General features: G+C 70.0%; 11 protein-coding genes. 9 read left to right on the forward strand and 2 right to left on the reverse strand.

Going from position 1 to position 15050, the window contains the following annotated elements:
- Positions 1–295 precede the first annotated feature (295 nt).
- A complete protein-coding gene (locus VF092_30845) occupies positions 296–823 on the forward strand; it encodes a hypothetical protein (GenBank protein ID HEX6751732.1) in 528 nt (175 codons plus the stop codon).
- 35 nt (positions 824–858) lie between these two features.
- The gene (locus tag VF092_30850; protein HEX6751733.1) at positions 859–2154 is read left to right on the forward strand and encodes a tetratricopeptide repeat protein; all 1296 of its coding nucleotides are present in this window, start codon (positions 859–861) and stop codon (positions 2152–2154) included.
- 277 nt (positions 2155–2431) lie between these two features.
- Here VF092_30850 and VF092_30855 read toward each other — a convergent pair whose 3' ends face one another.
- On the reverse strand, positions 2432–3001 hold the full coding sequence (locus VF092_30855; GenBank protein HEX6751734.1) for an NYN domain-containing protein: 570 nt from the start codon (positions 2999–3001) through the stop codon (positions 2432–2434).
- A gap of 241 nt (positions 3002–3242) precedes the next feature.
- Complete coding sequence (locus tag VF092_30860) at positions 3243–6077, reverse strand: TonB-dependent receptor (GenBank protein ID HEX6751735.1); 2835 nt, start codon at positions 6075–6077, stop codon at positions 3243–3245.
- 533 nt (positions 6078–6610) lie between these two features.
- On the opposite strand from VF092_30860, the gene VF092_30865 reads away from it, so the two are divergent.
- The 7 genes from VF092_30865 (at position 6611) to VF092_30895 (ending at position 14666) form a co-directional block, all read left to right on the forward strand.
- On the forward strand, positions 6611–8791 hold the full coding sequence (locus VF092_30865; GenBank protein ID HEX6751736.1) for a glycoside hydrolase family 15 protein: 2181 nt from the start codon (positions 6611–6613) through the stop codon (positions 8789–8791).
- A 112-nt stretch (positions 8792–8903) separates the two neighbouring features.
- Complete coding sequence (locus VF092_30870; protein HEX6751737.1) at positions 8904–9155, forward strand: hypothetical protein; 252 nt, start codon at positions 8904–8906, stop codon at positions 9153–9155.
- Between the two features lie 421 nt (positions 9156–9576).
- Positions 9577–10503 carry a 6-bladed beta-propeller gene (locus VF092_30875; GenBank protein ID HEX6751738.1) on the forward strand — a complete coding sequence of 309 codons (927 nt, stop codon included), beginning with the start codon at positions 9577–9579 and terminating at the stop codon, positions 10501–10503.
- Positions 10500–11123, forward strand: coding sequence for a hypothetical protein (locus VF092_30880; protein HEX6751739.1), 624 nt, complete (start codon positions 10500–10502; stop codon positions 11121–11123). Before VF092_30875 ends, VF092_30880 begins: the two co-directional genes overlap by 4 nt.
- Positions 11120–11683 carry a hypothetical protein gene (locus VF092_30885; GenBank protein ID HEX6751740.1) on the forward strand — a complete coding sequence of 188 codons (564 nt, stop codon included), beginning with the start codon at positions 11120–11122 and terminating at the stop codon, positions 11681–11683. The genes VF092_30880 and VF092_30885 overlap by 4 nt, the downstream gene beginning before the upstream one ends.
- A gap of 260 nt (positions 11684–11943) precedes the next feature.
- Complete coding sequence (locus tag VF092_30890; GenBank protein ID HEX6751741.1) at positions 11944–14466, forward strand: BamA/TamA family outer membrane protein; 2523 nt, start codon at positions 11944–11946, stop codon at positions 14464–14466.
- Positions 14467–14495: 29 nt separating this feature from the next.
- A complete protein-coding gene (locus tag VF092_30895) occupies positions 14496–14666 on the forward strand; it encodes a DUF5670 family protein (GenBank protein HEX6751742.1) in 171 nt (56 codons plus the stop codon).
- Positions 14667–15050: the final 384 nt, after the last annotated feature.

Here is a 15050-nt window from a genome sequence, read left to right on the forward strand (position 1 = left end):
AGATGTTGGGCGAGCACCTCCGCGTCTCCGCGGCTCCGCGTGAGGCCATCTGTTCATGAGTGGAAGGCTTCCCGGTTTTGGTGAGCTTGCATGATTTTAGTGCAAGCTCGTAATTGATCGCGCGCCACGCTCACCGCCGGACATCTCCGGAACACATCTGAAGTCCAGCCATGGAGCGGGGTTACGCCGCGGAAGAAAAAATGGGCACGGCACATGCTTGGGATCATAGGTGCGCTGTACGGAAACCAGATTCGCCCAAGGACGCTGCCGTATGATACGCCGCACCCTCGTATCGTTGGCCGCCGCCGCATTCGTGCTGGCCGGCTGCTCGGACCCCGCGCGGACACCTCTCGCGCCCGCGCTGCCCGCGGCGCCGTCGTACGCGCTGGCGGGAACCATCGACATCAACGGCCTGCTGCAGTTCGTCAGCCTGCCGGACCTCCTGGCGCCCCGGCATGCGGAGAAGTTCATCCGCGCCGCCGACGGCGGGTTCGTGGAGCTGAACGGCTTCCGCGTCGACATCCCCGCCGGCGCGCTCCCGCAGGACGCCACCGTCACCATCGACCTCCCCACCGACCTGGTGCTGGCCAAGCGCCTGGTGGCCGAGTTCGGGCCGCACGGCGTGCAGTTCAACACCCCCGTCACCCTCAGCTTCCCGCTCACCGGCGTGGTGCTGAACGGCTCGCCCTTCCAGGTGGTGCGCTGGGAAGACGACCACTGGGTGGGGCTGGGGGGATGGCTGAGCGCGGACGGCAGCCGGATCTACGGCACCACGCCGCACTTCTCGGCCTACGGCACCAAGTACATCATGGCCGGCGGCTGAGCGCCGCCGGCTTTCCCCGAGCACCGATCGTTTTCGTGAGCAGGCCGTCACCGCCGCACCTGCTGGTGGAGCGCGCGCTCGCGCTGGTCCCCGACACCGAAGAGTTCCTGCCGCTCAGCGACGCCGTCATCGGCTCGTCGCGGCTGGACCGCGAGAAGGTGTGGGCCCGCTCGGGCGCGTACGCCACGCTGGGCAAGCGCGTGGTGGACCCGGCGCGCCTGGCCACGCTCATCCCCGCGCTGGCCGAGCGCTCGCGCGAGCGGCTGCAGGAGCTGTACACGCGCGTGCTCGAGGCCATCCGCCACCAGCAGGAGGGCGACCTGCCGGCGGCGGCCGCCGCGCTGGTGCGCGCGGGCGAGGTGGAAGAGGGCGACGGGCGCCTGGAAAAGGCGGAGAAGATCTACCTGCTGGCGCTCGAGATCTCCCGCGACCTGCGCGAGAAGGGGCCGCAGATCCTGGCGCTGCGCCGGCTGGGCCGCACCGCGCGCGCGGCGGGCCGGCTGGACGAGGCGTGGGCGTGGTACGAGCAGAGCCACGCGCTGGCGGTGGACCAGATGGACGCCGCGGGGCAGGCGGTGGCCTGCCAGGGGCTGGGCAACCTGTGCGACGACCGCGGCGACCGCGACACCGCGAGGAGCTGGTACGAGCGCGGGCTGGCCATCGCGCGCGGGCTGAACGACCCCGCGCTTGCGTGGCCGTTCTACACCAACCTCTCCGTCATCGCCATCAAGAACGGCGAGCTGGCCGACGCCGAGGCGCTGCTGGCCCGCGCCCGCGAGCGCATCGAGGCCACCGGCGCCGACGACGCCATGCTCTTCTATCTCAACAACCGGGGGATGCTGCTGGCCGAGCACGGCGATCCCGAGGGCGCCGAGGCCGTGTTCCGCGAGGCGCTGGAGCGCGAGGTGGAGCCGCGCTGGGAGATGACGGTGCGCAACAACCTGGGCGAGATGCTGCTGCGCCAGGGGCGGCTGTTCGAGGCGCAGGAGGAGGCCCGGCGCGCCGAGGAGGTGGCCATCGTCCACCGCCTGGTGGAGGACTGCGTGGACGTGTACCTGCTGCTGGGCGGGATCGCGAAGGCGCGCGCCGACGAGGAGGGGTTCGTGTTCTACGAGCAGGCGCTGAGCGTCTGCCACGAGCGTGGGCTGCCGCGCAAGACCGAGGCGGCGGTGCTGCACGGCTACGGGCTGCTGCACGGCGCCTGCGGCCGTCCCGCCGAGGCCCGCGCCTACGTCGAGGCCGCGCGCGAGATCTACCAGTCGCTCGGCTTCCTCCCCGAGCGCGCCCAGGTGGAGGCCGATCTGGCCGCGCTGGAGCCCGCCGCGGTGTGATCTGAGGCCGCTCTTGACGGTGCGGCGTGCGCTCCCTGCGATCGATACCCGATCCGCGCAGGATTGGAGGAAAATGACCCGGAATCGACCCACGCGAACCCCGGCTTCGTCTCCCCGTCTTCTCCCATACGCGCCCGACCATGTTCCTGCGGACCGTCCGGACGATCAGGACGACTTCGATGAAGGAATGAAGATCGGGTTGAGAAGTATTCGCGAGCTCCTGGAGCGCCGCCGGAAGAAACCCGCACTTCCGCAGCAGACCCAGGAGTAGCACACCTTAGCGGTTCGGCAGCGCGCACGTCCGCAGGAACTTCGTGCTCAGCTCCAGCGTCCCGTCCGCCAGCTTCGCCAGCTGATCGATCCGCCCCTGCGAGGGGAGCGGGCACCACACGAGCTGCTTCCCGCGATCCTTGAGCGCTTCCACCGCGCGGACGTAGTCGCTGTCGCCGGCCACCAGCATCGCCACGTCGTAGCGGTCCCGGTATGCGCCGACGACCATGTCAACCGCGAGGTTCACGTCGGTTTCCTTCTCGACGTGGTACCTGCGGCCAGTTGCCGGATCGATGCGCGGCTCGTGGCGGCCGAGCACCAACTCGATCCGGCTGCTGCGCTGGATCTGCGCGAAAAACCGCTGCTGCGCCCGGTAGCTGCCGCTGTCCGGGTTCGGAAGTGGTGAGGTGTAATAGCGCAGCTTGACGAAGTGATAGCCGCGGCTGAGCCGCGTGGCCAGCAGATTCAGGTCGACGCGGAACGGCACACCCTCATACCGTTGCGCCAGGTTGAAGTTGGGCCCGTCAACAAAAATCTCGACGGCCGGTGATACAATCCGCGTTGAAGGTGTATGCATGTTATGTCTCCAAAGGAACTAAACGAGGAAACATAACGAGGGGTTGTGCCAGCAAGGCCCAACCCCCCGGAGTTATGTACTCGCACCGCCCGCAGGCGGGGAGCGTGCTCACGCCGCCGGAGCAGCGGAGCGAACCCAAATCTATACGAACCGGATGCCCTGTCAAGGGCGAAGGTAAACGAAGGGCCGGACTCGCGTCCGGCCCTTCGCCGTACCCTCCCCTCAGCCGCGCGCGGTCATATCAGAAGTCGTACTTCACGCGGGCCAGGATGGTGCGGCCGATGGTGGGGGTGCCGGGGAAGGGCCGGTATCCCTCGTTGAACAGGTTGGTCACGCTCACCTGCAGCGTGGTCTTCCGCCCCGGCATGGGCAGGCGGTAGCCCAGGTTCAGGTCGAACAGCGTGTACGCGCTCACGCAGTCCTCGGCCAGCGGGCTGGGGGTGCCCCCCAGGCAGCGCGTGCCGATGTACACGCCCGAGTTCACCGGGAAGCCCGAGGTGTAGCGCATCCGCGCCTCGCCCATGAAGCCGCTGCTCTCCGCGCCGTCGTAGCTCAGCGACACGGTGCCCTTCTTCCGCGGCGCGTTCAGTGTCACCAGCCCGGCGTTGGCGGTCTGCCAGCGGTCCTCGCTGATGTACGAGCCGCTGGTGTTCAGGCTCCACTCGCGGTTCAGGATGAAGCGCGCCGACAGGTCGCTCCCCCACAGGTCGATGTTCTCGTCCACGTTCACGTACGTCACCAGCAGCTGCGCGCCGTTGGCGTGCACGGAGGACGAGGAGACCACGCCCACGGGGATGGTGGCCAGCCCCGGCGAGGTCGCCGAGCCGACGAGCTGCGCGGCCAGCGCGGCGGCCTGGGCCTGGGTGTACCCCAGGTCGGCCATGAAGCGGGGCACCAGGTACGCGCCCAGCTGGGGGCCGTTCAGCAGCACCAGCGGCGTCTGGATGGTCAGCGGCGTCACCAGCCGCTCCTTGCGCGACCACCACACGTCGGCCGCGATCAGCACGCGGTCGCCGATGATCCCCTTGTAGCCGGCCTCCAGCGTGTTCGACGGCGACTCGCGGATCGGCTTCACGTCGGGAAGGTTGAGCGAGGCCAGGTCGCCCACCTGCCCGGTGACGGCGTTCAGGTAGTTGAGCCCCACCTGTGCCGCGGTCGGGTGCAGGTTGGAGAGATAGGCGACCAGCGTGGGCGGCAGCGGCGTTCCCGCGGCGGCCGCGCGCGCGGCCAGCACGCCCACGGCCAGCGGCATCAGCGTGGCCGAGTTCCCCGGCAGCAGCGTTCCCGGGCCGCCCAGCCCGGCCGGGGTGAAGGGCGAGCGCACCAGGTAGCCGCCGTTCGCGTCGCGGAACGAGAAGCCGGCGTCGCCGGTGCCCTGGATGCGCAGCGAGTAGCCCAGCGCCGCCAGCTGGTCGTTGGGGATCGACGAGCCCAGGTCCAGGAACTGGTTCAGCGAGCTGGGCGTGCTGAACGCGCGGTTGTAGCTGAAGCGCAGCGCGTGCCCCGCCGCCGGCTTGAACACCAGCGCCGCGCGGGGCGAGAAGACCGGGTCCGGCAGCGCCGAGTGCGTGTCGATGCGCCCGGCCAGCACCAGCTCCAGCTGCGAGGTGATCTCGGTCTCGCTCTGGAGGTAGGCGCCGAACTCGCGCGTCTGGTCGTCGTTCTCGTACTGCCCGTTGATCGTCCCTTCCGTCACCGGGTTGGTGAAGGTGTAGTCGCCGCCGTAGGTGAAGCGCTGGCGGGCGCCAAGGTCGAAGCCGTGCTGCAGCTGGCCCACGATCACGCTGGAGCGGTCGACGATGGGCGCGCCGTTGCGCAGCAGGAAGGTCTCGCCGGCGTCGCTGTGGTTCACGTAGATCTGGCCGAACAGGCGCTTCCAGTTGGCCCGCGCCTGGCCGTAGGTGTAGCGCCAGTTGCGCGCCTGCCCGGCGCCCAGGCCGGTCAGCTCGATCCCGTTGATCTCGGTGCTCATCCCGCCGCTGACCACGGCGGTGAGGTCGGGGGTGATGCGCCAGTCGGCGCGCACGTCACCGGTCCAGCGCTCGATGTCGAAGTCGCGCGCGCCGATGCGGGCGATGCGGACGTCGGCCTCGGCCTGGCTGATCCCCGCGGCGCGCATCAGGTCGGCGCGGTAGAAGGCCAGGTTCGAGGCGAACTTGGCCTGCTCGGCCACCTCGGCCGGGTCGGTGTAGCGCCACTCGTCGGCGCGCACGTACTGGCCGCTGAGCTTGATGCCGAAGTTGGGCGCCAGCAGCTGCGAGCTGCGGAACTCGCCCTGCAGCGTGCTGCGCGTGCCGCCGCCGAGCGCCAGGGTCGTCCCCTGCTCGTCGAGCGGGCTCTTGGTGAGGATGTGCAGGATGCCGTCGGCCGTGTTGGGGCCGTACAGCGCGGCGCCGGGGCCCAGCACCACCTCCATGCGCTGGATGTCCTCGTTGTTGGCGGGAACGAACTGCAGGAAGTTCACGCGCAGCGAGGGAACGCCGGTCAGGCGGTAGTCCTGCAGCGCGTGCAGCGCGCCCGAGAAGATGTTGTTGAAGCCGCGCGCCACCACGTTGGCCGATCCGGCGCCGGTCTGGGCGATCTGCACGCCGTTCACCGAGCGCAGGTGGTCCACCGCGGTCACCGCCGGGCGGGCCTCCACCTCGCGCTCGGAGACCACCTCCACGCGGGCCGGCGCCTCGAGCGCCTTCTCGGCGCGCTTCGAGGCGGAGACCACCAGCGGGTTGAGCGCCACCGCGCCGGCGGAGATCTGCACGTTCACCGTGCTGGTCTGCCCGGCGGAGATCACCGCGTCGAGCTTGCTCTCGGAGCCGCCCTCGTTCTTGATCACCACGGAGTAGGTGCCGGGGCGCAGGCCGGCCAGGCGGTAGTTGCCCTGCGCGTCGGTGGTGGTGCTGCCCACCACCCGTCCGTCGGCCGTCACCGCGTCGACGTGGGCGCCGGCCACGGGGCGGCCGGTGGTGGGGTCCTTCACCGTTCCCGACACGCCGCCGTCCTGCTGGGCAAGCGCCGGCAGTGCGGATGCGGCCAGGAGAGCCAGGACGAGCGCCAGGCTGCGGACGGGTCTGGAGAGCATGCGGTCCTCACGAGGGTGTGGGAGGCGGGCCGGCGGCGCCGGCGAGGAACGGCGGCTCGCGCGCGTGGAAGGAGGTGCGGCGGCCGCGGAGACTTCGTTCGGAGACGGGTCGAAATCCCGACGCGCGGGGAACGCAGGGTGGTGCTGGGCCGATGGGCTGGGAGGGTTGCGTCCCGGACGGGCGGGGGAGTGTGGGTGAGGATACGCCGAACCCGCTGTAAAATCAAGATTTTCGCGGGAGCCGGGTGTTTCCGTGGATGCTGGAGCGGCGACGACCGAACATGGTTCGGTGCCCATGCTTTTCAGGCCGGACGGATGACGGTGGACGCGGCTGTCGAAGCTTCGCGGAGATTGGCGCGCCCTCTCCGGCCGGCTCAGGCCGTCCACCTCTCCGTACCGGGAGAGGAAGGGATGAGGACATCGGTGCGGATGGCGGGACTTCGCGCGGCCGCCGGCGGGCCCCCTCCCCCGGCCCCTCCCCCGCTGCGCAGGGGAGGGGAGAACTCAGCGCGGGGCAGGCACTTGCGTGAGGGATGCGCGCCCGGAGGGCCGGGAACCCGGCGGGCGGGGGCGATGATGTCCGCTGCTCGGGACGCTGTCTCGCCGCGAGACGAACCGCCGGGGGCCCGGCGCCGTTGGGCACAGCTGTATCGTGCCCTACGGCGCGCGCAGCCCGGCCCGGAGCGCAGCGGAGGGACACGCCCGAACCCGCAGTGCGTGAGTGCGTGAGTGCGGCAGTGCATGGGTCTCGGCACGGCCGACGGGATTCGCGCACTCACGCACTTCCGCACTCACGCACTTCCGCACTTTCGCACTTCGCACCGATCACGCACGCGTCTTGCCTGCTGGCGGCGCCGGACGGAGGCGGCGAGCCACTTCGACACCGGCGCACGGGGCGAATGGACCGGCACTATCCCCCCATCGAGGACCACGGCGTCATCGGCGACCTGCACACCGTCGCGCTGGTCTGCCGCGACGGCACGATCGACTTCATGTGCGCGCCGCGGTTCGACTCGCCGCCCGTGTTCGCCTCGCTGCTGGACCGGGGCAGCGGCGGGCGCTTCGAGCTGGCGCCGGTGCTGGAGGGCGCGCGGCTCAAGCAGCTCTATCTCCCGGACACCAACGTCCTGCTCACCCGCTTCCTCTCGCCCGACGGGGTGGGCGAGATCAGCGACTTCATGCCCGTGGGCGAGACCGACCGCGTGCGCGCCGTGGTGCGCCGCGCCAAGGCCGTCCGCGGCGACCTGAAGTTCCACATGCGCTGCGTCCCGCGCTTCGGCTACGGCCCGCAGCCGCACAAGGTCAGCGGCAACGACGACTGCGTTCTCTTCCTCCCTGCCGAGGGCGACGTGGCGGCGCGGCTCTGGTCCACGCACCCGGTGCGCTTCGACGACGGCCAGGCCGCCGCGGAGTTCACCCTGCGCCACGGCGAGTCGGCCACCTTCGTCTTCGAGGTGGGCGACGTGCACGACGGCTCGCCGGCCGAGACGCCGCACTACGCCGCCGACGCCTTCAAGCGCACCTCCAACTTCTGGCGTACGTGGATCGGGCGATCGACCTACAAGGGCCGCTGGCGCGACGAGGTGCACCGCTCGGCGCTGGTGCTCAAGCTCCTCGTCAGCCAGCCCTACGGCTCGCTGGTGGCCGCGCCCACCTTCTCGCTTCCCGAGCGGATCGGCGGCGCGCGCAACTGGGACTACCGCTACACCTGGATCCGCGACGCGGCGTTCACCCTCTACGCGCTGATCCGGCTGGGGCTGACGGAGGAGACGGGCGCCTTCATCCACTGGCTCGAGGGGCTGAGCCACGAGCTGAAGGAGATGGGCCCGCTGCAGCCGCTCTACCGCATCGACGGCGGCGAGGACGTGGAGGAGCACGAGCTGGACTGGGAAGGGTATCGCGGGTCGCGTCCCGTGCGCGTGGGGAACGGGGCCGGGCGGCAGTGCCAGCTCGACGTCTACGGCGCGCTGATGGACTCGGTCTACCTCTACGACAAGTACGGCCAGCCCATCTCGCACGACTTCTGGATGCGGCTGACGGGGCTGGTGGACTGGGTGTGCGAGAACTGGCGGATGCCCGACAGCGGGATCTGGGAGGTGCGGGCGGAGCGGCGCGAGTACCTGAACTCGCGCGTGATGTGCTGGGTGGCGGTGGACCGGGCGATCCGCCTGGCGCAGCGCCGCAGCCTGCCGGGGCCGCTGGTGCGCTGGCTGGAGGTGCGCGACCAGATCTACCGCAGCGTCTACGAGGAGATGTGGAGCCCGCGCAAGAAGGCGTTCGTGCAGCATGCGGGGACGGACGAGCTGGACGCGTCGGCGCTGCTGTTGCCGCTGCTGCGCTTCACCAGCCCCATCGACCCGCGCTGGCGGAGCACCATGGACGCCGTCCGCCGCGAGCTGGTGGAGGACTCGCTGGTGCGCCGCTACCGCATCCGCGACGGCGAGACCGACGGCTTCAACGAGGGCGAGGGCACCTTCACCATCTGCTCGTTCTGGTACGCCGAGTGCCTGTCGCGCGGAGGCGACCTGCAGCAGGCGCGCTTCGTCTTCGAGAAGGTGCTGGGCTACGCCAACCACCTGGGCCTGTTCGCCGAGCAGATCGGCCCCAGCGGCGAGCAGCTGGGCAACTTCCCGCAGGCGTTCACCCACCTGGCCCTGATCAGCGCCGCCTACGACATCGACCGGCGGCTGGACGCCGCCGGGTGGCGGGCGTGAAGGAAAGGGCCGGGCAGGGAAAGCATGTTTGATTGCGTAGTCGTACAGGACTTCAGCAATATATTAATTGGCACAATCAGCCACTGATGCTCCTCTTCACAGGAGGGTTCGCATGGCGCTTTCCGCGTTCCGCAGCCGCCTTCCACTCGCAGCCCTCGTGCTGGCGCTCGTCCTGGGTGCGGCCGGCCTGGTCCCCGGCGGCGACCGGCTTGCTTCCTTCATCGGAATCGCGCCGATAAACGCACAGGTGGGCGAGATTTGTCCGAACACCGACTGCAAGGGCTCCGCCGACTGCGAGTACCTCCAGGGGTTCGAGTGCGCGCTCAAGCGCAGCTCGTGCACCGTCACGAACTGCAGCTCCTGAGCTCGCGGCCCGGATCGCACATAGATCGTGCTGCTGCTCGGTTCCCTCGCCGGACGTTCTGATCTGTCACCCTGGAGGGGACGATGAGTCGACGCTCCCAACGCATCTTCGGCCCGGGTCTGCTGCTTCTGGCGGGTGTTCTGGGCGCCGCGATCCCGGGCGGCGAAAACCTTCTTCACCTCCGCGGTGCGGGGTCCGCGCATGCCCAGACCGGTGAAGTTTGCACGAATACGCACTGCACCGGGTCCGACCGCTGCTCCTATAGCCTGGGAAAGGAGTGCTTCCTGACGGAGCGGTCTTGCTCCGACCAGTTGTGCAGCTCGTGAGGTGGCCGCTTAGGCCTTGGCTTCTCCTGGCTTCGCTCGCCACCTGCGGCTGGGCGGCGGAAGGGGCGGCGCAGCGGATCTGGCTGGATCCCGTCGTGCGGGTCGGCGCCATGGACGGCGACCCTGCGCAGGTGCTGGGGGTCGTGCAGGATGTCGCCTCGGATGCGCACGGGAACTTCGCGGCGCTCGACGCACAATCGCAAACCGTGCGGATCTTCTCGCCGTCGGGACGGTTCCTGGCGCGGGTTGGCAGGCCAGGGCGCGGGCCCGGCGAGTTCTTCGTGCCCGTGGCGGTGGCGTACGATGGTAGCGGCCACCTCTACGTGCTCGACCAGGCGAACCAGCGGGTCGAAGTATTCGCGCCAGCGTCGGCCGGGAGCGGCCATGTCCGCTCGTTCCCGATCGACTTCCCTGCGTCCGACCTGTGCGCCCTGGGTGATCGCCTGTATCTGCTGGGCTTCCGCAATGGAACGCTGATCCATACCTACACGTTCGACGGGCACCCCGCCGAATCGTTCGGTGCCGCGGAACGTCCCCGCGACCCCTACTTCAGCGTGTCACTGGCGCGCGGGCTGATCGAGTGCATGGAAGAAGCCCGCACGGTGATCTTCCTTCCCCTGCTCTCGGCCAACGTGCGTGGCTGGCGAGTGGATGGCCGCCTCCAGTGGACATCGTCCATCCCTGGCTACGAGCCCGTGGTGATCCGCCGATCCGGCCGCCGCGTGACTTACTCGCGCGGGCCCAACAATCGCCACCACATGGCCAGTTCCATCGCGAAACTCGATGGGGCATCGGCGCTGATCCAGGTGGGGTTCGTTCGCGACGGGGCGCGGAGTGCCGAGGAGTTCACCGAAGTGGGCTCGTACCGCGTATTTGCCGCGGACGGGAGAGTGCGCCGGGTGACGAGCAATACGCCGCGCATCCTGCAGATCGGCGCGGGCTACGCCTTTGGCGTCCGGCCGGATCCTTTTCCGACGGTAACAGTGTTCCGGATTTCCCAGTCCACGCAGGGGCAGCGATGAAGTCGCCGTTGACACTCCGCGGGATTCTGATGATTCCTGCGGTCCTGTTGGGCGTCGCGGCGGCCTGGGCGGGCGGCGCCGCGGTCCGGTACAAATGGCTCGCTGCCGACCGTGGCGACGATGCGCGGTACGTTCCGCGGGCGCGCATTACGTCGGGCAGCGAAAACGTGTTCGTCTTCATCGGTGCCTCCTTCTGCGGTGCCTGTCGCGATCCGGGCCTTCCCCCGGTGGTCGAGCGGGCGAAGCTGCTGGCCCAGCGCCGGGCCGCGGCCGAGCATCACGCCTTCCGCACCATCGGGGTGTCGATCGACTGGAATCAGCCGCGCGGCCTGGAGATGCTCCGGCGGTTCGGTGACTTCGACCAGGTCGCGGCGGGGGGCAACTGGCTGAACGAGGAGGCGGTGAAATACATCTGGCGGGACGTCCCTGGCCGCGCCGTCGTGCCGCAGATCATCCTGCTCGAACGGACAGTGAATGCAGATGCCGGCGGGATCATGGTGAGCCGGGAGGTGCTCCGCGAACGGGTCGTGGGTGAGGTGGAGATCCGGACCTGGGTTCGGATTCACGCCTCGGGCTCTCCGCCGACTCCCGCCAATCCCACTCGGGGAGCGAAAGCGTGATCATGCGCGAAGCGACTCCGCTCCAGCGCCTCTTCCTGATGATCAATCCCGTCTTCCTGGCGATGGCGCTCGGGTTGGGAGCGCGTGCTGCGGCCGGCCAGTCGGTCGCCGCTGCTGCGGCCGCCGATTCCGTGTCGACCGAGTACGTGGTCTACTTCATCAGCTCCTCGTTCTGCATTGCGAACCAGCTCCCCGAGTTCAGGCGAGCGGTGGCCGAGCTTGCGCCCGCGGCGCGACGAGAGGCGGCGCGTTCGTCGCGGACGGTGTCGCTCGTCGGAGTTTCGATCGACGTGCGGGCCGACACCGGGGCTGCCTACCTGCAGCGCCTGGGCACGTGGGACGAGATCGTGGCGGGGCGGAACTGGATGAACTCGGCGGTGTCACGGTACGTCTGGCAGAACGCCTTCGGGCCGCCGACGATCCCGCAGGTCATCGTCGTGCGCCATGTCGTCACACGGACGCCGCGTTCGATCCGTGTGGGCGAGGAGGAGAAAGTTTTCGCCGCGACCGGCCATGAGGCCATCGAGCAATGGGTTGCGCGCGGCGCCCCGATCCCATGAGCTGCCGCTCACTCGCGTTCAATACGGTCCGGTTCGCCGGGCCGTTCTTGTTTTAGCTCCGCGATCCTGATCGCATGCAGGCGTGCACGAATCTGCTGTCGGGGATGTGGCTCCGCGCTCGCCTGTGATGTCGTCATCCGCCGTTCGTATAGGCGAAAGTTGTCCCGCGGCACGGTTGTTCCGTTATCGGCGCGCCGTTGGCTCCCGCGCGAGCATCGGCGCCGTGCGGGGTCGCGTCCACCGGGAGGGCCGGAACGCCGATGACGCCGAGACTTCGTTCGCTCGGGGCGCCGCTGTGCGCCCTTCTCGTTCTCACCCCCGCCGCCGCGCGCGCGCAGTCGGCGGGCGGCACCGCGCGCGCCGTCGCCGGGCTCGAGTACCGCGCCGGCGGGCTGCGCCGGCTCTTCCTGGGCGAGAGCTACCGCCCGCTCTGGACCGAGCCGATCGCCGCCCCCGTCCTCGACCCCGAGACCTTCGCCGGCGGGCTGACGGTGGAGCAGGAGGGCGGCGGCCTCTCCACCGAGTCGCTGCGGCTCAAGGGGCGCGACGGGCGCGAGTACGTCTTCCGCTCCGTCGACAAGAACGTCACCCCGGCCATGCCGAAGGACCTGCGCGGTACCCTCCCGCACGCCATCGTGCAGGACCTGGTCAGCGCCAAGCACCCCGCCGCCGCCCTCGTCGTCCCCCCGCTGCTCGACGCGGCCGGGGTGCTGCACGCCACGCCGCGCTTCTTCGTCATGCCCGACCACCCCTTCCTGGGCCGGTTCCGCGAGCAGTTCCGCGGCCGGCTGGGGATGGTGGAGGAGCGGCCCACGGACGGGTTCGCCGGCGCGAAGGACGTGCAGGGCTCGGAGGACTTCCGCAAGCTGATCGAGGACGATCCGCGCAACCGCGTCGACCAGCGCGGGTTCCTGACCGCGCGGCTGATGGACGTGTTCCTGGGCGACTGGGACCGGCACTGGGACCAGTGGCGCTGGGCGCGCTTCGACGCCGGCGACGTCCGGTGGTGGCGGCCGATCCCCCGCGACCGCGACAACGCCTTCAACGACAACCGGGGGCTGATCTCCTCCGTCGCACGCATGGCCGCGCCGGTCATCGTGCGCTTCGGGCCGCGGCCCGAGCAGGTGATCCGCTATCACACCCATCCCGCCGAGCTCGACCGCCTCCTCCTCTCCTCCCTCCCGCGCGAGGCGTGGGACTCGACGGCGGTGTACCTGCGCACGCGGCTGACCGACGCGGTGATCGACGCCGCCGTGCGCCGCATGCCGCCCGAGTACTTCGCGCTCGAGGGCGAGGAGATGGCCGCCGCGCTCAAGGCCCGCCGCGACGCCCTTCCCGCCGTCGCCGCCGAGCTCTACCGCCTGGTCGCCCGCGAGGTGGACGTCCATGCCACGGACAAGGACGAGCGCGCGGAGATCGTCCGCCAGCCCGACGGCTCGGTGGACGTCACCGTGAACGCGGAGGGCGGCGGCGGGCCGTACTTCCACCGCCGCCTCCTGCCGGACGAGACGCGCGAGGTGCGCCTGTACCTGCACGGCGGCGACGACCGCGCGGTCGTCCGCGGCGCGTCCGACGGCGTGCTGGTGCGCGTGATCGGCGGCGGCGGCGACGACCAGCTGCGCGACGAGGCGGCGGACCGCGGCCGCACCGTGTTCTACGACGACCGCGGCGACAACCGCATCGACCCCGGCCGCGGCGCGAAGGTCGACACGCGCGCGTGGGAGCCGCCGAAGTCGCGGTCGCTCATGGGCAACGCGCCGCCCCCGCGCGACTGGGGCACCTCGGCATCGATGTTCGCGCCGTACGCCAACTGGGAGCTGAACATCGGCCCGGTGATCGGCGTGGGGCCCAACTGGAAGCGCTACGGCTTCCGCCGCGCCCCGCACGCCGAGCAGGCCGGCGTGCGCGTCCTCTACGCGCCGTTCGAGCACCACGGCCTGGGGGCGATGCTGCACTACGACCGGCAGGTCACCAACCGCCCGGCGTCCATCTGGCTGAACGTGCGCGGCAGCAACTTCGAGGACGTGCGCTTCCACGGGCTCGGCAACGACACACCCGAGGATCCCGACCGCGACGAGTTCGAGGTCGACCAGACGCAGGTGCGGCTGCAGGCGGCGTACGAGATCCGCCCCACGCCGCGGCTGCGCCTGTACGCCGGCCCCGCGGCCAGGTGGACCGATCCGGGCGAGGTGCGCGCCGCCAGCGTCGGCGTGCTGGGGAACGAGACCTTCTGGCAGGCGGGCGCGATCGGCGGCGCCGTGTTCGACGCGCGCGACAGCGTGATGGACCCGCGGAACGGCGCCCGCGCCTTCGTCACCGCCGCCGGCTACGGGAGCGACCTGGGGGGGCCGTTCGGGCGCTTCGAGGGCGAGGCGGCCGGCTACCTCTCCGTTCCCGGCCGCGTGGGGCCCACGCTGGCCCTGCGCGCGGGCGCGCAGAAGGCCGTGGGCCACTTCCCCTTCCAGGAGGCGGCGTTCGTCGGCGGGCCCATGAACCTGCGCGGCTACCCCTTCCAGCGCTTCCGCGGCGACGCGTCGCTGTACGGCTCGGCCGAGCTGCGCGCCCGCATCGCCTACGTGAACCTGGGGCTGGCGCGCGTGCACCTGGGCGCCTTCGGCCTGGCCGACGCTGGGCGCGTGTATGTGGATGGAGATTCCCCCGGCGGCTGGCACACGGCCTACGGCGGCGGCCTGTCGCTGCAGACGCTCGGCCGCACCGGCACCATCGCCTACGCGCGCGGCGAGCGCGGCGCCGTCTACGTTACGTTGGGAATGCCGTTCTGATGGCGAGAACCTGAGGGAGGTAGATCGAGATGCGGATGCTGCTCGTGCTCGGAGCCGTGCTGGTGGTGCTCTGGCTCCTCGCGCTCCTGGCGTTCAAGATCGTCGGCTTTGCGATCCACCTGCTGCTGATCGCGGGGCTGATCCTGTTGGTGATGGGGCTCTTCCGCCGCGGCGCGAACGCGGTGCGGAGACGTCTCTAGTCAGGGGGTGACGCGGAGATCGTCGTTCGCACACGCGTTCGGGCGCCATCTCCCTAAATCACTTGTTGACAACGATTTAGGAGGATGATATACTAGGTGCCCCGCGCGAGACGGGATGCCGCGAGGCGCCCCGCCGAAGCCCAACGGAACGGCAACGGCCCGTTGACAAATGCGCGACAGGATGCTAAGTTAGAAGGCTCCGCGGCGATTGGTTCGATGCCGCGAACAGGCTGATTGAAAACTCGGGTAAGGGAAGAAGCTGTGTTGTTTTAGCGTCGAGAGAAGACGCGAGCACCACGCGTAAGTCCGAAGGAACGGTGGGCCGGATGAGCCTTCCGCGCGATTCGTCGTGCGGCGGGAGATTATCCGGTCAAGCGAACAAGG

This window comes from Longimicrobium sp. (assembly GCA_036377595.1).
Classification (GTDB): domain Bacteria; phylum Gemmatimonadota; class Gemmatimonadetes; order Longimicrobiales; family Longimicrobiaceae; genus Longimicrobium.